18 protein-coding genes are annotated in these 19315 nt (G+C 61.8%); 10 read left to right on the top strand and 8 right to left on the bottom strand.

Annotation, left to right across the window (positions count from 1 at the left end; translation table 11 throughout):
• Positions 1–14: 14 nt before the first annotated feature.
• The 6 genes from dibA to MF6394_RS17735 all read left to right on the top strand — a co-directional run bounded on the left by dibA (position 15) and on the right by MF6394_RS17735 (position 6424).
• Positions 15–1931: a phosphodiesterase DibA gene (dibA, locus tag MF6394_RS17765; RefSeq protein ID WP_078467170.1), complete on the top strand. Its 1917-nt coding sequence runs from the start codon at positions 15–17 to the stop codon at positions 1929–1931.
• Positions 1932–2227: 296 nt separating this feature from the next.
• The gene (gene oscA, locus MF6394_RS17760) at positions 2228–2410 is read left to right on the top strand and encodes a sulfur starvation response protein OscA (RefSeq protein WP_010565387.1); all 183 of its coding nucleotides are present in this window, start codon (positions 2228–2230) and stop codon (positions 2408–2410) included.
• Positions 2411–2558: 148 nt separating this feature from the next.
• A complete protein-coding gene (locus MF6394_RS17755) occupies positions 2559–3569 on the top strand; it encodes a sulfate ABC transporter substrate-binding protein (protein ID WP_003187562.1) in 1011 nt (336 codons plus the stop codon).
• A 178-nt stretch (positions 3570–3747) separates the two neighbouring features.
• Positions 3748–4566 carry a sulfate ABC transporter permease subunit CysT gene (gene cysT, locus MF6394_RS17745; protein WP_032894195.1) on the top strand — a complete coding sequence of 273 codons (819 nt, stop codon included), beginning with the start codon at positions 3748–3750 and terminating at the stop codon, positions 4564–4566.
• 13 nt (positions 4567–4579) lie between these two features.
• Positions 4580–5452, top strand: a complete 873-nt coding sequence (gene cysW, locus MF6394_RS17740) for a sulfate ABC transporter permease subunit CysW (RefSeq protein WP_078467168.1) — start codon at positions 4580–4582, stop codon at positions 5450–5452.
• A 3-nt stretch (positions 5453–5455) separates the two neighbouring features.
• Complete coding sequence (locus MF6394_RS17735; RefSeq protein WP_032894194.1) at positions 5456–6424, top strand: sulfate/molybdate ABC transporter ATP-binding protein; 969 nt, start codon at positions 5456–5458, stop codon at positions 6422–6424.
• A gap of 107 nt (positions 6425–6531) precedes the next feature.
• Here MF6394_RS17735 and MF6394_RS17730 read toward each other — a convergent pair whose 3' ends face one another.
• Positions 6532–7059: an Mpo1 family 2-hydroxy fatty acid dioxygenase gene (locus tag MF6394_RS17730; RefSeq protein ID WP_047712305.1), complete on the bottom strand. Its 528-nt coding sequence runs from the start codon at positions 7057–7059 to the stop codon at positions 6532–6534.
• Positions 7060–7142: 83 nt separating this feature from the next.
• Between MF6394_RS17730 and MF6394_RS17725 the strand changes: the two genes are divergently transcribed.
• Positions 7143–7829: a Crp/Fnr family transcriptional regulator gene (locus MF6394_RS17725; RefSeq protein ID WP_078467167.1), complete on the top strand. Its 687-nt coding sequence runs from the start codon at positions 7143–7145 to the stop codon at positions 7827–7829.
• Here the strand turns inward: MF6394_RS17725 and uraH are convergent.
• The 3 genes from uraH to MF6394_RS17705 all read right to left on the bottom strand — a co-directional run bounded on the left by uraH (position 7824) and on the right by MF6394_RS17705 (position 10456).
• Positions 7824–8234 carry a hydroxyisourate hydrolase gene (uraH, locus tag MF6394_RS17720; RefSeq protein WP_032894191.1) on the bottom strand — a complete coding sequence of 137 codons (411 nt, stop codon included), beginning with the start codon at positions 8232–8234 and terminating at the stop codon, positions 7824–7826. The genes MF6394_RS17725 and uraH overlap by 6 nt on opposite strands.
• A 27-nt stretch (positions 8235–8261) precedes the next feature.
• Positions 8262–8735 (bottom strand): GlcG/HbpS family heme-binding protein, encoded by a 474-nt coding sequence (locus MF6394_RS17715; protein ID WP_044271345.1) that lies wholly within the window; start codon positions 8733–8735, stop codon positions 8262–8264.
• Positions 8736–9451: 716 nt separating this feature from the next.
• Entirely contained in the window at positions 9452–10456 is a 1005-nt protein-coding gene (locus MF6394_RS17705) for an AraC family transcriptional regulator (RefSeq protein WP_044272447.1), read from the bottom strand.
• 101 nt (positions 10457–10557) lie between these two features.
• On the opposite strand from MF6394_RS17705, the gene MF6394_RS17700 reads away from it, so the two are divergent.
• Positions 10558–11631: a fatty acid desaturase gene (locus MF6394_RS17700; protein ID WP_078467165.1), complete on the top strand. Its 1074-nt coding sequence runs from the start codon at positions 10558–10560 to the stop codon at positions 11629–11631.
• Here MF6394_RS17700 and MF6394_RS17695 read toward each other — a convergent pair.
• Positions 11618–12433, bottom strand: coding sequence for an ABC transporter ATP-binding protein (locus MF6394_RS17695; RefSeq protein ID WP_047712308.1), 816 nt, complete (start codon positions 12431–12433; stop codon positions 11618–11620). The genes MF6394_RS17700 and MF6394_RS17695 overlap by 14 nt on opposite strands.
• Positions 12430–14028, bottom strand: coding sequence for an ABC transporter permease (locus MF6394_RS17690; protein ID WP_078467164.1), 1599 nt, complete (start codon positions 14026–14028; stop codon positions 12430–12432). The genes MF6394_RS17695 and MF6394_RS17690 overlap by 4 nt, the downstream gene beginning before the upstream one ends.
• Before the next feature lie 279 nt (positions 14029–14307).
• On the opposite strand from MF6394_RS17690, the gene MF6394_RS17685 reads away from it, so the two are divergent.
• Complete coding sequence (locus MF6394_RS17685; protein ID WP_014716431.1) at positions 14308–15309, top strand: ABC transporter substrate-binding protein; 1002 nt, start codon at positions 14308–14310, stop codon at positions 15307–15309.
• A gap of 100 nt (positions 15310–15409) precedes the next feature.
• On the opposite strand, the gene MF6394_RS17680 is transcribed toward MF6394_RS17685, so the two are convergent.
• Positions 15410–16330 carry a LysR family transcriptional regulator gene (locus MF6394_RS17680; protein ID WP_078467163.1) on the bottom strand — a complete coding sequence of 307 codons (921 nt, stop codon included), beginning with the start codon at positions 16328–16330 and terminating at the stop codon, positions 15410–15412.
• A 184-nt stretch (positions 16331–16514) separates the two neighbouring features.
• On the opposite strand from MF6394_RS17680, the gene MF6394_RS17675 reads away from it, so the two are divergent.
• Complete coding sequence (locus MF6394_RS17675; RefSeq protein ID WP_003187589.1) at positions 16515–17420, top strand: TauD/TfdA dioxygenase family protein; 906 nt, start codon at positions 16515–16517, stop codon at positions 17418–17420.
• 125 nt (positions 17421–17545) lie between these two features.
• Here the strand turns inward: MF6394_RS17675 and MF6394_RS17670 are convergent, their stop codons facing one another.
• Complete coding sequence (locus MF6394_RS17670; RefSeq protein ID WP_078467162.1) at positions 17546–19153, bottom strand: alkaline phosphatase family protein; 1608 nt, start codon at positions 19151–19153, stop codon at positions 17546–17548.
• Positions 19154–19315: the final 162 nt, after the last annotated feature.

Below are 19315 nucleotides of genomic sequence, written 5' to 3'. Positions count from 1 at the left end.
GGATTACTAAGCATATGCTGTTTTCATACCGAGGTGCCCTACGTGCGGGGTTGGTATACCTGCTGGTTTCTATCGTTTGGCTCCAGCTCAGCAATTACCTATTAATCAACTTTATCGATGAACCCATGGAGCTGGGGCACTGGCTGCAGGCGCGTGGATACGTGGGGGTCAGCCTCAGCGCGTTGCTCATTTACTGGATAGGCCGGCGTTTTGCCCGCGCCCACGCGTTGCAACAACCCCTGAAAGAGAATCGCGAGCGCCTGCGCCAGGCCGCTGCGGTGTTCGATTGCACCCGCGAAGGGGTGCTGGTCACCGATACTCAGGGGCTGATCGTGCACGTCAACCGCGCGTTCATGGAGATCACCGGCTACCAGCGCGAAGACGTCATGGGCCAGCGGCCAAGCCTGTTCAAGTCCGGGCGCCACTCGGCGCATTTCTACCAGCAAATGTTCCAGGCCCTGGAAAGCACCGGCGAATGGAGCGGCGAAATCTGGAACCGACGTAAAAGCGGCGAGGTTTACCCCCAGTGGCAAACCATCCGCGTGATTCACGACGACCAGGGCAAGGTCAGCCACTACGTCGCGGTGTTCTCGGACATCAGCGCCATGAAGAACTCTGAGCACGAATTGGCGCACCTGGCCCATCACGACCCGCTCACCGACCTGCCCAACCGCCTGTTGTTTACCGATCGCGCCGAGCAGGCCCTGGCCTCTGCGCAGGTGCATAAGCGTGGCTGCGCCCTGCTGTTGATGGACCTGGACCACTTCAAGATCATCAACGACAGCCTGGGCCATAACGTCGGCGATCAATTGCTCAAGCTGGTGGCCGAACGCCTGAGCGGCCTGTTTGGGCCGGGGGTGACCCTGGCGCGCCTGGGGGGTGACGAATTTGCCGTGCTGGCCGAAAGCTGCCCGCAGGTGGTGCAAGCGGCGGCCTTGGCGCAGCGCATGCTCAACGCCATGAAGGAACCGTTCATTTTTGACGGCAACCAGCTGTTTATCAGCGCCAGTATCGGTATCAGCCTGTTCCCCAGTGACGCCCTCAGCGCCGAGCAATTGCTGCGCAACGCCGATTCCGCCTTGTTCAAGGCCAAGAGCGCCGGGCGCGAAGGCTACGCGTTGTATACCGAAGAGCTGACCGCCCACGCCCAACACCGAGTGGAAATCGCCGGCGAGCTGCGCCGCGCCCTCGACCAACATGAGCTGCGCGTGTATTACCAGCCGGTGCACGACCTGCACGACAGCCGTTTGGTCGGCGTTGAAGCACTGGTGCGCTGGCAGCACCCGGAACGCGGCCTGGTCCCGCCGGGCGAGTTCATCCCCATCGCCGAGCGCACCGGGCTGATTGCCGACATCGATGCATGGGTGATGGACCAGGCCTGCCGCCAGATGTGCCAATGGTTGGCCGACGGCGCGCCGCTGAGCTTTATCGCAATCAATGTCTCCAGCCGCCTGTTTGCCCGGCGCGAGCTGTATGAGCAAGTGGCCCAAGTGCTGCACGCCACGGGGCTGGATCCGGCCTTCCTGGAGCTGGAAGTCACCGAGAGCGCCGTGATGGACGACCCTGAAGTCGCCCTGGAGCAACTGCACCGCTTGCGCGAACTGGGCCTGCGCCTGGCCATCGACGACTTTGGCACCGGTTATTCCTCGTTGCTGCGCCTCAAACGCCTGCCGGTGCAGAAGCTCAAGATCGACCAGGGCTTTGTGGCGGGCTTGCCATGGGACGAAGACGACGCGGCGATTGTGCGCGTGGTGATCGCCCTGGCCAAAAGCATGGGCATGCAGGTACACGCCGAAGGCATCGAGCAGGTGGAACAGGCGCGGTTCCTGCTGGATCAGGAATGCGACATGGGCCAAGGGTATTGGTTTGGACGGCCGATGCCGGCCCAGGAGATTGATTGGACGCGGGCCCCTCTGATCCGCCAAGACTGACTCGGTCAATGTGGGAGCCGGGCTTGCCCGCGAAGGCGGTGTGTCAGTCACTGCAGGTGTTACTGCACCACCGCGTTCGCAGGCAAGCCAGCTCCCACAGAGGTTCTGCGGCGCCTGTGTGTGTGCGTTTTTTCTGCCGAACGCCTTGCAACCCCATGCCATATCAGAAAATTCTTTCTGGTTATATAAACATTCTTAAATAGTATTTTTAAGAATATCCGCGCTTATCTACTATCGCCCTCACGCCGCAAGCAGTGCCGCCACTGCCAGGCACTACTCATTTCAGGAGCGAGACCATGAGCGCATCTCTACGTAGCGTTGACGGCCAGGACGAAGCAGCCATTTTGCGTGAAATCCAGAGCGCCCTGCGCGACCTGCGGTTTGGCGCGGTGGAAATCACCGTGCACAACGCCCAAGTGGTACAGATCGAACGCAAGGAAAAATTCCGTCTGCAGAACCCGGGTAACAAACCCGCCTAAGAACACGTCACCAGTAGGAGCGAGCTTGCTCGCGAAAAACGCCAACGATAACGCAGCGCATCAGTTTTAACGCGGTGCTCTTGGGTTTTTCGCGAGCAAGCTCGCTCCTACAGGGTTGCGCCAACAAACAAGAATTTCAGGAGCTTCTATGTCGTCGATTCGCCGTTATGCCTTGGCCGCATTGGCCAGTGCCGTGTTTGCCGGTTCCGCCGTTGCCAAGGACTACGAGTTGCTCAACGTTTCGTACGACCCCACCCGTGAGCTGTACCAGGACTACAACGCTGAGTTCACCAGCTTCTGGAAGCAGTCCCACCCCGGCGACAACGTCAAGATCCAGCAGTCCCACGGTGGCTCGGGCAAACAAGGCCGGGCGGTGATCGATGGTCTGCGCGCCGACGTCGTCACCCTGGCCCTGGCCGGTGACATCGACGAAATCGCCAAGCTGGGCAAGACCCTGCCAGAGAACTGGCAGACCCGCCTGCCGGACGCCAGCACGCCGTACACCTCCACCATTGTGTTCCTGGTGCGCAAGGGCAACCCCAAAGGCATCAAGGACTGGGGCGACCTGATCAAGAAAGACGTGTCGGTGATCACGCCCAACCCGAAAACCTCCGGTGGTGCGCGCTGGAACTTCCTCGCCGCCTGGGCCTACGGCCTCAAGGCCGGCGGCAGTGAAGCCAAGGCCCAGGAATACGTCAAAGAGCTGTTCAAGCATGTCCCGATACTGGACACCGGCGCGCGCGGTTCTACCATTACCTTCGTCAACAATGGCCAGGGTGACGTGCTGCTGGCGTGGGAAAACGAGGCGTTCCTGGCCTTGAAGGAAGACGGCGGCGCCGACAAATTCGACATCGTCGTGCCGTCCCTGTCGATCCTGGCGGAACCGCCGGTGGCGGTGGTGGACAAGAACGCCGAGAAAAAGGGCAACACCGAGATCGCCACCGCGTACCTCAACCACCTGTACAGCCCGGCGGGCCAGGAGATTGCGGCGAAGAACTTCTACCGTCCACGGGATGAAAAAGTCGCCGCCAAATACGCCCAGCAGTTCCCGAAACTGGACCTGGTGACTATCGACAAAGACTTCGGCGGCTGGAAAACTGCCCAGCCGAAATTCTTCAATGATGGTGGTGTGTTCGACCAGATCTACACGGCGCAATAACTACACCGATCACTGTAGGAGCGAGCTTGCTCGCGAAAAACTTCAAGGCACCGCGTGCAAACAGACTGCCCGCGTTATCGTTGACGATCTTCGCGAGCAAGCTCGCTCCTACAGGGGTCAGGAGAGCCCGCATTCATTTGCGGATTTTGCATATCCGTTCCGCTAACCAAGGACTCTTATGTCGCGTCGTATCTCCCCCGTCATACCCGGCTTCGGGCTGACGCTGGGCTACACCGTGGTGTACCTCAGCCTGATCGTACTCATCCCCCTGGCGGCGATGTTTGTACACGCCGCTCAACTCACCTGGGATCAGTTCTGGAACATCATTTCCGCACCTCGCGTATTGGCGGCCTTGAAGCTGAGCTTCAGCACTGCGCTGTACGCCGCGCTGATCAACGGTGTGATCGGCACGCTGCTCGCCTGGGTGCTGGTGCGCTACACCTTCCCCGGGCGCAAGGTCATTGATGCGATGATCGACCTGCCGTTCGCTCTGCCCACTGCCGTCGCCGGTATCGCGCTCACGGCGTTGTACGCACCCAACGGCCTGGTCGGCCAGTTTGCCACCGACCTGGGTTTCAAGATCGCCTACACCCCCCTGGGTATCACCCTCGCGCTGACCTTCGTCACGTTGCCTTTTGTGGTGCGCACCGTGCAGCCGGTACTGGCCGATATCCCCCGGGAAATCGAAGAGGCCGCCGCTTGCCTCGGCGCCAAGCCGTTGCAAGTGTTCCGCTACATCCTCGTGCCGGCATTGTTGCCCGCCTGGCTGACCGGCTTCGCCCTGGCGTTTGCCCGAGGCGTGGGTGAGTACGGTTCGGTGATCTTCATCGCCGGCAACATGCCGATGAAAACCGAAATCCTGCCCTTGCTGATCATGGTCAAGCTCGACCAATACGACTACCGCGGCGCCACCTCCATTGGTGTGCTGATGCTGGTGGTGTCCTTTGTCTTGCTGCTGCTGATCAACTTGTTGCAGCGGCGCATCGAACGTCCATAAGGAGGCGCGGAACATGTCCCAATCGTCTATTTGCGCCGCGTCCTCGGCCAACGCCGCCCGCCGTGGCAGCGCGACCTCGCGACGTATCCTGATCGGCCTTGGCTGGCTGGTATTCGTGCTGTTTCTGCTGCTGCCATTGCTGGTGGTGGTGTCCCAGGGCTTGAAGAACGGCCTCGGCACGTTCTTCAGCGCAATCCTTGAACCCGACGCGCTGTCGGCGCTGAAACTCACGGTGATCGCCGTGCTGATTTCGGTGCCGCTCAACCTGGTGTTCGGCGTCAGCGCCGCCTGGTGCGTGAGCAAGTACTCGTTCCGTGGCAAGAGCATCCTGGTCACGCTGATCGACCTGCCGTTCTCGGTTTCGCCGGTGATCGCAGGCCTGGTGTACGTGTTGATGTTCGGCGCCCAGGGCTTCTTCGGGCCGTGGCTGCAAGACCACGACATCCAGATCGTATTCGCCCTGCCGGGCATCGTGCTGGCGACCATCTTCGTCACCGTGCCGTTCGTGGCCCGTGAGCTGATCCCGCTGATGCAGGAGCAGGGCACCCAGGAAGAAGAAGCCGCACGCCTGCTGGGCGCTAATGGCTGGCAGATGTTCTGGCATGTCACCGTGCCGAACATCAAGTGGGGCCTGATCTACGGCGTGGTGCTGTGTACCGCGCGGGCCATGGGTGAGTTCGGCGCGGTGTCGGTGGTGTCCGGCCACATTCGCGGCGTTACCAACACGCTGCCGCTGCATGTCGAGATTCTCTACAACGAATACAACCACGTTGCCGCGTTTGCGGTGGCCAGCCTGTTGCTGATCCTGGCGCTCTTCATCCTGCTGCTCAAGCAGTGGAGCGAGAACCGAATCAACCGCCTGCGCAACAGCGCGGGTGAGGAATAAGTCATGTCGATCGAAGTCCGTAATGTCAGCAAGAACTTCAACGCCTTCAAGGCCCTGGACAGCATCAACCTGGATATCCAGAGTGGCGAGCTGGTGGCGTTGCTGGGCCCGTCCGGCTGCGGCAAGACCACCTTGCTGCGCATCATCGCCGGCCTGGAAACCCCGGACGCCGGCAGCATCGTTTTCCACGGCGAAGACGTCTCCGGCCACGATGTACGTGATCGCAACGTCGGCTTTGTGTTCCAGCACTACGCGCTGTTCCGCCACATGACTGTGTTCGATAACGTCGCCTTCGGCCTGCGCATGAAGCCGAAAAACCAACGCCCCAGCGAAAGCCAGATCGCGAGCAAGGTTCATGAGCTGCTGAACATGGTGCAGCTGGATTGGTTGTCCGACCGTTACCCCGAACAACTCTCCGGTGGCCAGCGCCAGCGTATCGCCCTGGCCCGCGCCCTGGCGGTGGAGCCCAAGGTGTTGCTGCTCGACGAACCCTTCGGCGCCCTCGACGCCAAGGTGCGTAAAGAACTGCGCCGCTGGCTGGCGCGCCTGCACGAGGATATCAACCTGACCTCGGTCTTCGTGACCCATGACCAGGAAGAGGCCATGGAAGTCGCCGACCGTATCGTGGTGATGAACAAGGGCGTGATCGAGCAGATCGGTTCACCGGGCGACGTCTACGAAAACCCGGCCAGTGACTTTGTTTATCACTTCCTGGGTGACTCCAACCGCCTGCATTTGGGCGAAGACAAGCACCTGCTGTTCCGCCCCCACGAAGTGTCGCTGTCGCGCCATGAGCTGGAGGATCACCATGCGGCGCAAGTGCGGGATATCCGGCCGTTGGGTGCCACGACGCGGGTTACGCTCAAGGTTGAAGGCCAAAGCGAACTGATCGAGGCCGAAGTGGTGAAAGACCACGACAGCCTCACCGGCCTGGCCCGTGGCGAGACCCTGTTCTTCAAACCCAAAACCTGAGCCCAACACAAAACCCTTGTGGGAGCGGGCTTGCTCGCGAATGCGCAGTGTCAGTTGATACATTCATCACTGACCCACCGCATTCGCGAGCAAGCCCGCTCCCACATTTAGACCTCGCTTGGCTTAAGATCGCGGCGAGCCACCGGCCCCGAACGCTCTTCAATCTGCCGCTTGAGCTCATGCCGCAACCCCAGCAAAAACGCCAACTCCGCCACCACAAACAACGGCCCCACGATCAGCCCCGACACATCGTCCACAAACGCAGGCTTCCTGCCTTCGTAGTAGTGCCCGACGAACTGAATCACCCAGCCCACCACAAACAGGCCCACGCCGCTGCTCAGCCACACCGCCGTGCTTTGCGCCGCCAGCACATGCCCGGCCCACACCGACAAACCCATCAGCACCGTCATCAACACGCCCAGGGCCAGTTCCAGGCGCAGGTAAAACCACGCCGAAAACAGCGCCAACAGCACCGCAGGTGATAGCCAAAGCCCGCCCACCGACCATTCGGGGCGCGACAGCAGCACGGCCACCGCCACCACGATCAACGGAATACCGATGAAGTGGCTGGCAATGTTGCGTGGGTCGCGGTGGTACGCGGCGTATTGACTGAGGTGGTCGACGAGGCTTTTCATTGTTGTTCCTCCTGTAGGATGTTTGATCATGCCCTTTCAGTCGGTGCCTAACTGTCAACTGGGCGACAATCTTCGGAGTTCGCATGGACACAGGGATATGGCACGCGCAATTGGCTCGCGGTCAGTGGTTCAGCCATTTGCCACCTGACTTGCAGCGTAGCCTGCTGGCGGCGGCGCGGTTGCGTGTGCTGACGGCGGGGCAGTACCTGTTCAAGCGCGGTGACCCGCCGTGCGGCGTGTATGCGGTGCTGGAAGGCACGGTGCGCATCAGCGCGGTGAGTGCCCAAGGCAAGGAAGCGGTGCTGAGCCTGGTGGAAACGCCCTACTGGTTCGGCGAGATCTGCCTGTTCGACAACCTGCCGCGCACCCACGATGCCCTGGCCACCGGCGCATGCAAGTTGTTGCAGGTGCCGCAGGCGGCGATGCTCGGCATCCTCGAACAGCGTCCGGTGTTCTGGCGGGAGATGGCCCTGTTGATGAGCCATAAACTGCGGCTGTCGTTGATCACTATCGAACAGATAAGCCTGATGCCCGCCTCAGAGCGGCTGGCCCATCGGTTGCTGATGATTGCCCAAGGCTACGGCGAAGTGGAGCAGGCGCGCCGCGTGCTGCAGCTGCCCCAGGAGGATCTGGCGGCAATGCTGGGCCTGTCGCGCCAGACCATCAACAGTCTGCTCAAGGCGCTGGAGCAACAGGGCATTATCGGCTTGAGTTACGGCGCCATCGAGATACGCGACCTCAATGGGCTGCAGCTGGCCGCGGGCCTATGAACCGCGATAGGTGGAGAAGCCGTAAGGGCTGAGCAGCAGCGGGATGTGGTAGTGCTGGTCGGCCTGCTTGACCTGGAAAATCACCGGCACCTCGGGAAAAAACGTCTCGCGGTTAGCCTTCTTGTAGTAATCGCCGGTCTTGAACACCACACGGTATTCGCCCGGCTGCAGGCTGCGGTTGGCCGGGAACAGCTCGGCGATGCGGCCTTGCTGGTTGGTCACACCTTCAGACAGCGACTGCCATTTATCGCCCACGTGCTGTTCCAGGGTGACATTGACACCGGCGCTTGGCAGGCCGTTTTCCAGGTTGAGTACGTGCACGCTCAGGGGATTGCCGTCGGCCAGGGCCAGGTTGCACAGGCCGCTCAGGCTCAGTGCGGCAAGGGTCATGCTCAAGGTTTTCATCGCGAAGTCCTTTTGAGGGAAGTGGAATCAAGGGGTGATTTTCAAACCCAGTTGCTCGGCGGCCTGCACGGCGCAGGCTTCATCCTGCGCGGCGCCACCGGCACCGGCGATGCCCAGCGCACCGACGAGTTCGGCGTCGGCAAACAGCGGCACGCCGCCGCCGAGCAACAGCAGCTCGGGCAAGCTGTTGAGGTTGGCGGCCTCGGGGTTATTGCGCGCCCGTTCGGCAAACAGCCGGGTTGGGGTTTTTGTCGACAGCGCCGTGTACGCCTTGCGTTGGCTGGCGAGGCTGTTGTGCGGGCCGACACCGTCAGCGCGCAGGCCCAGCAACAGGTTGCCACCGCGGTCGAGGACGGTCAGCGCTGCGCTGCAGTGGGCCAGGCTGGCATCGGCCAGTTGGCGAGCGGTGTGCAAATCCAGCTCGGCGTGGCGGGGCAATTGTGGCGCCGCCTGGGCGGCGGTGGCCACGGCGAGGCTCAGGAACAAGGCAGTGCGGTACATAGTGAGGGCTCCAGAAAGCAGGCCGTCACGGTAACCAGCGGATGCGGACAAAAGCCGCACAATTGGATGACAGGTTTGTAATCAAACCCAGGGATGTGTGGTGGTTGTACCGGCCTCATCGCAGGCAAGCCCACACATGTGAACGCATTCCCCTGTGGGAGCGGGCTTGCCTGCGATGGCGACCTTTCAGCTGACGCCTATCTACCAGGCACCCCACAATCCAACTGTGGGAGCGGGCTTGCTCGCGAAGGCGGGCTGACAGTCAACACAGTTGGATTGTGTGTGGATCCATTGCTGCGGTAACGGCCACTTGGGGTTCCGCCCTGACGGCGGCTCACTTTTGAACAGCGCAAAAGTAAGCAAAACGCTCTTGCCCCACCACTCGGCACCTCGCTTAGGCTCGGTGTGCCCGTAATCCGCCAGTGATTTGGGGGGCCGCCGCCACGCGCCATCCATGGCGCGGGGCGGCTAAACCGGCATCCCTGCCGGTTTACCCCCCAAATCACTGTCGAATTCCGGCCAGCGTGGTTTGACGGGGCGCTTAAGATCAAAATCAAAAGCAGATCAAGAGCGGCTCGCTTCGCATCGTGGTTACCGTCTGCTGCTACAGCCTACAAAGTTATGTAGATATCTATGCTCATCGCAGGCAAGCCACCTCCCACAGGATGTGAACCCATTCCCCTGTGGGAGCTGGCTTGCCTGCGATGAGGCCCTTGCTACTGCAACCCGTCGCGAAACTGCCCCGGCGTCATCCCTGTCCAGCGCTTGAACGCACGATTGAAACTGCTGGTGTCGGCAAACCCCAGCAAATGGCTGATCTCGGCCAATGAGCACTGCGGGTCGCGCAGGTGCAATAACGCCAGGTTTTGCCTGCACTCGTTCAGCAAGGCGTCAAACCGACACCCTTCATCGGCCAGGTGCCTTTGCAGGCTGCGCAAGCTCAAGTGCAGCGCTTGGGCGATGCGTTCGGCGCTTGGCTCGCCGTCCGGCAATTGCGCCTCGATGGCGGCGCGCACTTTGCGTTCCCAGGTCAGCGGTTGCAGTTGGGCGAGGGTGCGCTTGAGCACGGTTTCGTTGTGTTCGGCCAGCTCCGGGTTGGCGTCGTCCAGGTGGCTGTCGAAGTCGTTGGCGGCGAATTCCAGGCGGTCTTCGTCGGCGGCAAAGAATACTGGCGAGCGAAATACCGTGTGCCACGGCTTGGGGTCGGTGGGTTCCGGGCGCCGCAGGTAAACGGCCAATGGCGCATAGTCGCGCCCCAGGCGGTTGCGGCAGGTGCGTACGTAGATCGCCGCAAAGGCATCGATCGCTTCCGGCGCAGGCGCGGGGCTACCTGGGGGTTGGAGCAGGCGAAAACGGTAGATGTCGCCGTGGCGGCTCAGCTCCAAGTCCAAGGCATCACTGACCACCTGGTGATAGCGCACGATGCGCTCGAATACCTCGCGCAAGCTGCCGCTGGCCACCAATGCGTAACCCAGCGCATGAAAGGTGGTGGGGCTGACAAACCGCGACACCCGCAGCCCAATCGCCGGGTCGCCACTGGCCTGTACCGCCAGCGCCCATAAGCGCGTGGTGGCCGACAACCGGTAGCGGGCGTTGGGGTCGTCCATCTGCTGCGGGTCGAGCCCGGCCTCGGCGCACAGCGCGGCGCTGTCGAGGCCCAGGGCGTCGAGCTGCTTGCGCAGGGCGCGGGTCCAGCTGGCGAGGGACGTGGGTTCGGTCATGGCAATTGGCGCTTGTGGTCAACAGATTGGCGTGCGCGGCTAGCGTCCTGCGCTAGGGTTAGGTGCAGGATTCAGGCATCACTTCACAAGAGAATGGAAGCATGGACGGTACTTCTGCAAGCCCCCAGTCGTTGAACGCACAACAGCGTTCAGCGCACATCCGCGAGGTCGTGATGGCCGAAGGCGTGCGCCTGCGCCAGCGGCACCCCTGGTTGTTGCATCAGGATGCGCTGGGCGCGGGCATTCTGGCCTTTGCCCTGCTGGGCATGCTCGGCTCGGCGGCGCTCTATATCAGCGGTCATATGGCCTGGTGGGTGTGTCTGCTGCTCAATGCTTTCTTCGCCTCGCTCACCCACGAGCTGGAACACGACCTGATCCACAGCATGTACTTTCGCAAACAGCGCGTGCCCCACAATGTGATGATGGGCCTGGTGTGGCTGGCGCGCCCGAGCACCATCAACCCGTGGATACGTAGGCATCTGCACCTCAACCATCACAAGGTTTCGGGCACCGAGGCCGATATGGAAGAGCGCGCGATCACCAACGGCGAACCCTGGGGTATCGCGCGGTTGTTGATGGTGGGGGACAACATGATGTCGGCCTTGATCCGCCTGTTGCGCGCCAAGACCTGGCCGCACAGGGTCAGCATCCTCAAGCGCGTGCTGCTGGTGTACGCACCGCTGGCCTTGCTGCATTGGGGCGCGTGGTACGTCTTCCTGGGCTTTCATGCCGCCAATGGGATTGCCAGCCTGATGGGCGCGCCCATTCAATGGTCAGCCGATACCTTGCAGGTGATGCAGGTGATCGATATCGCGGCGGTGGTGATCATCGGCCCGAATGTGTTGCGCACCTTCTGCCTGCACTTTGTCAGCTCCAACATGCACTACTACGGCGATGTGGAGCTGGGCAATGTGATCCAGCAAACCCAAGTGCTGAACCCCTGGTGGCTGTGGCCGTTGCAGGCGTTCTGCTTCAACTTCGGCAGCACCCATGGCATCCATCACTTTGTGGTGAAAGAGCCGTTCTACATCCGCCAGATGACCACCAAGGTGGCGCATAAGGTCATGGCCGAGATGGGGGTGCGCTTCAATGATCTGGGCACCTTTGCCCGCGCCAACCGCTTCGAGCGACGTGAGCAGGCACACAGCGATTTAGCTCACCTCAGCAGGCAATAAACGCCAGGGGCAAATCGCGAATCTGTTCGCGCACGGGCGGTTGGTAGTGGTCATCGCTGATCAGTTCGTGCAGCAGTTCTTCGCGCAGTTGGTGGAATTCAAAGCTGCTGCGCTGGCGTGGATGGGGCAGGGCGATGTCGACTATTTGCTTGATGCGCCCGGGCCTGGGCTCCATCACCACCACACGGTCGGCGAGGAAAATCGCCTCTTCCACATCATGGGTCACTAGCACTGTGGTGATCCTGGCGCGGGCGCGAATTGCCAACAGCTCGTCCTGCATCTGCTGGCGGGTCAGCGCGTCGAGGGCGCCGAAGGGTTCGTCCAGCAACAGGATGCGCGGGCTGGCCACCAGGCCACGGGCAATCGCCACCCGTTGCGCCATGCCGCCGGAGAGTTGGTGCGGGTAGGCGCGGGTGAAGTCGGTGAGGCCCACCAGCTCGATAAAATCGTTGATGCGCCGCGTGCGCTCGGCCTCGCTCAGCGGCTCGTTGACCAAGCCCAGGCCGATGTTTTGCGCCACGGTCAGCCACGGAAACAGACGGTGCTCCTGGAACACAATGCCGCGTTCGCCGCCGATGCCGCTGACGGCGTTGCCATCCACCCGGATCTCGCCGCGATACTGCGTATCGAGCCCCACCAGCAGGCGCAGCAGGGTGGACTTGCCGCAACCGCTGGCGCCGACAATCGCGACAAATTCCCCTTCGGCCACCTCCAGGTTGAATTCGCGGATGGCTTCCAGTTCGAAGCCATCGACGTCGAAGGACTTGCCCACATGGTTGAAGCTGACAATCGGTGCGTTCATGCGTGTCTCCAGCGAGTGGCGCGGGTTTCGAGGCGTTGGCCGAGCAGGTTGAGCGTGGCGCCGGTGAGGCCGACCAGCAGCATGCCGCTCATGATCAGGTCCATGCGCAGCAACTGTTGGGCGCCGATCATCAGGCTGCCGATGCCGCCATTGGAGGGCATGAAATATTCGGCGCCGAGGGTGCCCATCCAGGCGTAGATCAGGCTCAGGCGCAGGCCGGCGAAAATCCCCGACGCGGCGCCCGGCAGCACCAAGCGGCGCAGGCGTTGCCAGAGGTTCAGGCGCAGCACCTGCGCGGCTTCGCGCAGCTGGGGCGACAGGTTGAGCACGCTGCGCTGGGTGGCGATAAACAACGGGAAGAAGGCGGCGAGGGCGATAAACACCCACTTGGCCAACTCACCCAGGCCGAACCAGGCGGTCAGCAGCGGCACCCAGGCAAAAATCGCAATCTGGCGCAGCGCGGACAAGGTTGGGCCGAACAGTCGCTCACTGCGCCGCGACAACCCCAGCCACAGGCCCAAGGCAAAGCCCAGGCTGCCGCCGAGCAGCAAGCCGCCCACGGCTCGGCCCAGGCTTTTGCCTAGGGCGGTGGTGAGGCTGCCATCCAGCGCGCCGGCCAGGGTGGTTTGCAGCACGGTCCAGGGGCTGACCAGAATGTTCGGGTCTACCCAGCCCTGTTGCGTCGCTGCCTGCCACAGCGCCAACAACAGCAAGGGTAACAACCAGGGCTGCAGGCGTTGCCAGCCTTCATAGCGTGGCCCGCGGCGGATCTGCGCGGTGGCGGGGTGCGGCCAGTGCACCCACTTGCGATCCAGCCAGCCGATGCCGCGGTCCATCACCACCCCCAGCACGCCAATGACCACGATGCACACGAAGACGATATCGAGCATGAACAACTGGCGCGCCCACACCATCAGGTAGCCGATGCCTTCGCTGGAGGCCAGCAACTCCACGGCCAGCAGGGAGGTCCAGCCGGCCGCCAGGGCCAGGCGCACGCCGGCCATGAACGCCGGCAATGCGGCGGGCAGGATCAGACGGCGGACCAACAAGTGGCCAGGCAGGCGCAGCACCCGGGCGGCTTCGCGCAAGTTGGGTTGGGCATCGCGCACGCCCACCAGGGTATGCAGGGTGACGGGCACCACGATGGCCTTGACCAGCACCACCAGTTTCAAGGTTTCGCCAATGCCGAAAAACACCATGAACAGCGGGATCCAGGCCAGGGTCGGCACTTGCGCCAGTGCGCTGAACGTCGGGAATACCAAGCGCTCGGCGCGCGCACTGAAACCCAGGAACGCACCCAGTATCGCGCCGGCACTGATACCGGCCAGCAGGCCCCAGAACAAGCGCTGCAAGCTGATCGCCAGATGGCTCCATAGCTCGCCACCGGCCAACTCCACCGCGCTGCTCCACACCAGGGCGGGGGTAGGCAGAATCTGCTCGCTCATCCAATGATTGCGGCTGGCCAGCCACCATAAGGCAAACAGCGTGAGCGGCAGCAGCCACGGCAATAACCGCTGGCCCAGCTGCGGCCAGCGCGGCGCGACGCCTTTGGACGGGACCGCCAGCGGCAGGCTCAGAAGTGAAATCCGGGCCATGGAAGACCTCCGAATGCGTTATGTGATTTCGATCTTACAAAAGCGGGATCAAGATGATTGCGAGATAAGAAAAGTCATTTAAAGCCTCAGGCCGCCACGCATCCAATGCATTCGAAGAATATTTTCGATGCTGTTTGTGCATATCCTTCTGGAGGCTGCGTGCTAGCTCGCATAGTCCTAAAAGCTATTAAATTGTGAATTTATAGTATTTAAAGTTTTGTTCAGCTTGTGCCTACTTTTTGCTCCCCAGGCGACCGTCGCCCACCAGGAGCTGCGCTTATGAAACTGCCCTTTAAACGTTTGATCAGCCTGTTCGCCGGCACCGCCCTGGCCGGGTTGGTGCATGCCGCCGACCTCAAGGAAATCCGCATCGCCGTGCCCGACCTCAGTGCCGGCAGCCAACACAGTGGCGGTGGCATCACCGACGTGTTGCGTGAACAGCAGATCTTCGAAAAAGCCTTTGCCGACCAAGGCATCAAGATCCAGTGGAATTACTTCAAGGGCGCTGGCCCTGTGATCAACGAGGCCTTCGCCAACGGCCAGGTGGACCTGGCTTATCTGGGCGACCTGGCGGCGATCATCGGCCGCTCCAATGGCCTGGATACGCGGCTGCTCAGCGCCTCCGCACGGGGAGTGAAACACTACCTCGGCGTGGTGCCGGGCTCCGGCATCAAGACCTTGCAAGACCTCAAGGGCAAGCGCGTGGCGGTGTTCCGTGGCACGGCCAGCCAGTTGTCGTTCGACAGCGCATTGGCCAGCCAGGGCTTGAGCGAGAAGGACCTGAAGGTGATCAACCTGGACTTCAACGCGGCCGCTGCCGCCCTGGCCGCCAAGCAGATTGATGCCACCTGGGGCGGTTCCACCCTGACGGCGTTGCAGGCCAAAGGCTTGGCAGAGATACCGTTGACCACCAAGGACCTGGGCGATGCCGGCAGCATCCAGGCCGTGCTGGTGGGCAGCGCCAAATTTGTCGATGAACACCCAGACGCCGTGGCCACGTTGCTCAAGGCTCAGCAGCAAGCGGTGCAGTGGTTGACCGATGACAACAACAAACAGGCCTACATCGCGCTGGTGTCCGGGCTGGCCAGTTACCCGCCGGTGATCCTCACCAATGATTTAAAGGACCAGAAACTCAGCGAAGTTTTCCCCTCCACGCTGGACCCGGTGTTCCTGGGCAAATTGCAGGATGCGGTGGACTTGGCGTCCAGGGAGAAGTTGATTCGCAAGTCGTTTCAGGTGAGTGATTGGGTGGCGCCGGGGTTGGTGGCGGCGGGGCTCTGATTTTGTTGTTGCCTGTACTGCCGTCTTCGCGAGCAAGCCCGCTCCCACATTTGGAATGCATTCCAACCTGTGGGAGCGGGCTTGCTCGCGAAGGGGCCCGTCAAACCGCCACACTCACCGGCTGACTATCCACCTCCACCAACATCTCAATCATGGCCTTCGCCGCCGGCGACAACCGCGACCCGGTGCGGCTGACAATCCCGCAGCGCGCACTCATTGTCTCCATGTGCTGCGGCAAGTTGCGCCAGTGCAGCAGCACCAGCGCTCCCTTGGCAATGTCCTCGGCAAAGGCCTCTTCAGTGCCGACGCCGATGGCATTGGTTTGCAGCACGATGCTCACCAGTGCCGGGAAGTGCTCGGTCTGGATACTCGGTGAAAAATCCATACGCCCACTCAGGTTCGCCAACAGCTTGCGAATGCCCTGGGAGATGAGCGGCGCCGCCAGCGGGTAGTCGAACATGTCGTTGGTGGACAGGCTGTCCTTGGACAACAACGGGTGCCCAGGACGGCAGAAAAACACCCCGCGTTTGGGGGTGAGTGCGCGGGTCTGGAAATTCGGGTCGGCCTCGAACTGGCGGATGTCAGCGATAAAGAATTCGATCTCTTCACGGCTCAGGCGGCGGCTGAGGGTTTCCCAGTTATCCACTTGAAACGTGGTGCGGATTTTCGGGTGGGCGTTGATAAACCGCGCCACCGCATCCGGCACCAGTTTCACCGCTGGCGCCGGGCCGCAGCCGAAGCGCAGGTCGCCGGCGTCGAGCTTGGTCATGCGCGTCACTTCACTGCTCAGCAGCGCTGCGCCATGCACCAGGCTCAGGGCGTGCTGCAACACCACCTGGCCTTCCGGCGTGGGGCGCAAGTCCTTGTGGCCACGGTCTACGAGCACGCAACCGAACTCCTGTTCCAGCCCCTGGATGCTGCGGCTGAACGCCGGTTGGGTGATGCCCATGGCGTCCGCAGCGCGCACGAAACTGCGGTGTTCGTTGAGGGCGATGAAGTAGCGCAGTTGGCGAAGATCCATATGCTTTCCCGGCATTTTAAAAATAGGTCGAAGGCATTTGCGACCGAGCAAGCTGAGGTTTTAAATGCAAGCTCTTATTCCGTCAACGAAGCATTCATTCATTTGCTAGACCTAAATCGCATATGAATAGAGCGTTGCTGGAAGCGTCCCCCCACCGTTTCGCAGGCACATGAGGGTCATCACAATGAGCAACGCCGCATTAGCCGTTCAACCCATCGCCCACGCACTCGATATTCACCCGGTAGCCGGGCGGATCGGCGCCGAAATCCGTGGCATCAAACTGTCCGGTGAGCTGGATGCCGCCACCGTCGAGGCCATCCAGCAGGCGCTGGTGCAGTACAAGGTGATTTTCTTTCGCGAACAAACCCATCTCGATGACCAGAGCCAGGAAGCCTTTGCTCACCTGCTCGGCGAGCCAATCGCCCACCCAACGGTGCCGGTGCGAGACGGCACGCGGTTCCTGATGGAGTTGGATGGCACCCGTGGCCAGCGCGCCAATTCCTGGCACACCGACGTGACCTTCGTCGATGCGTACCCAAAGGCCTCGATCCTGCGTTCGGTGCTGGCGCCTGCTTCCGGCGGCGACACCGTATGGGCCAACACCGCCGCTGCCTACAACGACCTCAGCGTGGAGCTGCGAGCATTGGCTGACCACCTCTGGGCGGTGCACAGCAACGAATACGACTATGCCGCCCGCAAGCCGGACGTGGCGGTGGAGAAGCTTGAGGAGTACCGCAAAGTGTTCACCTCCACGGTGTACGAAACCGAACACCCGGTGGTGCGCGTGCACCCGGTCAGCGGTGAGAAAACCCTGTTGTTGGGGCACTTCGTCAAACGCCTGAAAGGCTACTCTCAGGCAGAGTCGGCGCAGTTGTTCAACCTGCTGCAAGGCCACGTCACCCGCCTGGAAAACACCGTACGCTGGCGCTGGAACACCGGTGATGTGGCGATCTGGGATAACCGCGCCACCCAGCATTACGCGGTGGACGACTACGGCACCCAGGAACGCATCGTGCGCCGGGTCACGCTCAAAGGGGATGTGCCGGTGGGGGTGCAGGGGCAATCAAGCAAAACCACTAAAGGTCTCTAAGCCGGGTGAAGATTAAAAATGTGGGAGCGGGCTTGCTCGCGAATGCGCAGTGTCAGTCGACGTATTCATCAACTGACCGATTGCATTCGCGAGCAAGCCCGCTCCCACATTTGGATTTGTGGTGTTTACCAGACTCCGATCTTCACCACTTTCTCTGCCTCTGGCTCACCATAACGAAACCACTGCCCGCGCACCTCAACCTCCGTGTGGCTGATGGTGGTGCGCCGCTTCAACCCACGCAGCCAGTCGAACAGATAACCCAGGTGCGTCTCGCGCACCTCGGCATAGGCAGGATCGCTGCCCAGGTCGTGCAGTTCCTGCGGGTCGTTTTCCAGGTCGAACAGTTGCGGGCGAAAGCCGTCGTACGCCAGGTACTTCCAGCGCTCGCTGCGCACCATGGTCATGCGGCAACGGTCGATGGGTTGCTCCAGGCGCTCGCGAGCGGGGGCCTGGAAGGCGTAGTCGTATTCGGCAATGGCGTAGCGGCGCCAGGTGGGTTGCGCGCCCTGCAGCAATGGAATCAGTGAGCGGCCTTCCAGGCGATGGTCGGCGGCGGGCAAGCCCAAGGCGTCGAGGAAGGTGGGCAGGGCATCGATGGTTTCCACCAGGCGCTCGTCCACGGTGCCGCGGCTGATATCGGCGCTGGCACGCGGGTCGCGTACGATCAACGGAATACCCACCGCAGGCTCCAGCAAGAATTCTTTTTCACCGAGGAAATGATCGCCGAGGAAGTCGCCGTGGTCGCTGGTAAACACGATCAGCGTGTCGTCCCAGCGGCCAGTGCCTTGCAGAAAATCAAACAGCCGCCCGAGTTGATCATCGATCTGTTTGATCAGCCCCATGTAGGTGGGCACCACCGTGAGGCGCACCTCGTCACGGGAAAAGTTCACGCTCTCCTGGTGTTGGCGGAATGCCTGGTACACCGGATGGTCGCTGGTGTGTTCCGGTTGAATCGGCGCCTGCACATGCTCGGCGCCGTACAGCGCGTGATAAGGCGCCGGCGCGATGTAGGGCCAGTGCGGCTTGATATACGACAGGTGCAGGCACCAGGGCTGTTCACCTTGTTCTTCGATAAAATCGATGGCGCGGTCGGTGGTGTAGACGGTCTCCGAATGTTCTTCGGCCACCCGTGCGGGTTTGCCGGCGTTGCGCATATGCCAGCCGCTGAGCACTTCGCCGTTCTCACCTTCGGCGGCGTTGGCCCATTCGTGCCAAGGGTTGCTGCCGTGGTAGCCGTGATCACGCAAGTATTGGGTGTAGGGCGCGGATTCGCGCTTATCCTCGAACAGCGGGCTGTCGGGATAGATGCCGTCGTGACGCAGGTACGCGTCGAAACCGACCTCATTGAGCGGCTCGGCCTGGGCACTGTCGGGGTCTATCTGCAGGCGCTGCAAGGCCTCAATATTTGGCGTGGCGTGGGTCTTGCCCACCAGGGCGGTGCGGATGCCGTGGGGGCGCAGGTAGTCGCCGATCGTCAGCTCTTCGAGCGGCAGTGGCACTGCATTCCAGGCCACCTGATGGCTGCTGACATAGCGACCGGTGTAGGCCGACATGCGCGATGGGCCGCAAATCGTGCCCTGGGTGTAGGCACGGCTGAAACGCACACCGGCGGCGGCCAGGCGGTCGATATTCGGCGTGTGCAGATGGGCATGGCCGTAGCAGGACAGGTAGTCGCGGCGCAGTTGGTCGCACATGATGTAGAGCACGTTGCGCACGGGTTTTGGTTCAGACATGGGGGTTTACCGGACGGAGGACAGAAGCGTTTTTTCGCCGTTCGCAGGGGGGGCTGGCAAGTGCATTTAAGGTCTGGATTTTATGCAGGGAATGCATGGGTGTGGCGGCTGGCGTCATCGCAGGCCAGCCAGCCTGACACTCCGCGATCCAACTGTGGGAGC

It is taken from the genome of Pseudomonas sp. MF6394, from assembly GCF_002018845.1.
In the GTDB taxonomy this organism is placed as follows: Bacteria; Pseudomonadota; Gammaproteobacteria; order Pseudomonadales; family Pseudomonadaceae; genus Aquipseudomonas; species Aquipseudomonas lactis.
Note: the sequence above shows the minus strand (reverse complement) of the source record. Positions and strands in the feature narration are given on the sequence as shown.

Coding starts and splice junctions, on each gene's coding strand:
- MF6394_RS17690 (WP_078467164.1), bottom strand. CDS start 14,028: ATGGCCCGGATTTCACTTCTGAGCCTGCCGCTGGCGGTCCCGTCCAAA.
- MF6394_RS17730 (WP_047712305.1), bottom strand. CDS start 7,059: ATGAAAAGCCTCGTCGACCACCTCAGTCAATACGCCGCGTACCACCGC.
- MF6394_RS17705 (WP_044272447.1), bottom strand. CDS start 10,456: ATGACCGAACCCACGTCCCTCGCCAGCTGGACCCGCGCCCTGCGCAAG.
- uraH (WP_032894191.1), bottom strand. CDS start 8,234: ATGAAAACCTTGAGCATGACCCTTGCCGCACTGAGCCTGAGCGGCCTG.
- dibA (WP_078467170.1), top strand. CDS start 15: ATGCTGTTTTCATACCGAGGTGCCCTACGTGCGGGGTTGGTATACCTG.
- MF6394_RS17670 (WP_078467162.1), bottom strand. CDS start 19,153: ATGTCTGAACCAAAACCCGTGCGCAACGTGCTCTACATCATGTGCGAC.
- oscA (WP_010565387.1), top strand. CDS start 2,228: ATGAGCGCATCTCTACGTAGCGTTGACGGCCAGGACGAAGCAGCCATT.
- MF6394_RS17700 (WP_078467165.1), top strand. CDS start 10,558: ATGGACGGTACTTCTGCAAGCCCCCAGTCGTTGAACGCACAACAGCGT.
- MF6394_RS17675 (WP_003187589.1), top strand. CDS start 16,515: ATGAGCAACGCCGCATTAGCCGTTCAACCCATCGCCCACGCACTCGAT.
- MF6394_RS17725 (WP_078467167.1), top strand. CDS start 7,143: ATGGACACAGGGATATGGCACGCGCAATTGGCTCGCGGTCAGTGGTTC.
- MF6394_RS17715 (WP_044271345.1), bottom strand. CDS start 8,735: ATGTACCGCACTGCCTTGTTCCTGAGCCTCGCCGTGGCCACCGCCGCC.
- MF6394_RS17685 (WP_014716431.1), top strand. CDS start 14,308: ATGAAACTGCCCTTTAAACGTTTGATCAGCCTGTTCGCCGGCACCGCC.
- cysT (WP_032894195.1), top strand. CDS start 3,748: ATGTCGCGTCGTATCTCCCCCGTCATACCCGGCTTCGGGCTGACGCTG.
- MF6394_RS17695 (WP_047712308.1), bottom strand. CDS start 12,433: ATGAACGCACCGATTGTCAGCTTCAACCATGTGGGCAAGTCCTTCGAC.
- cysW (WP_078467168.1), top strand. CDS start 4,580: ATGTCCCAATCGTCTATTTGCGCCGCGTCCTCGGCCAACGCCGCCCGC.
- MF6394_RS17735 (WP_032894194.1), top strand. CDS start 5,456: ATGTCGATCGAAGTCCGTAATGTCAGCAAGAACTTCAACGCCTTCAAG.
- MF6394_RS17680 (WP_078467163.1), bottom strand. CDS start 16,330: ATGGATCTTCGCCAACTGCGCTACTTCATCGCCCTCAACGAACACCGC.
- MF6394_RS17755 (WP_003187562.1), top strand. CDS start 2,559: ATGTCGTCGATTCGCCGTTATGCCTTGGCCGCATTGGCCAGTGCCGTG.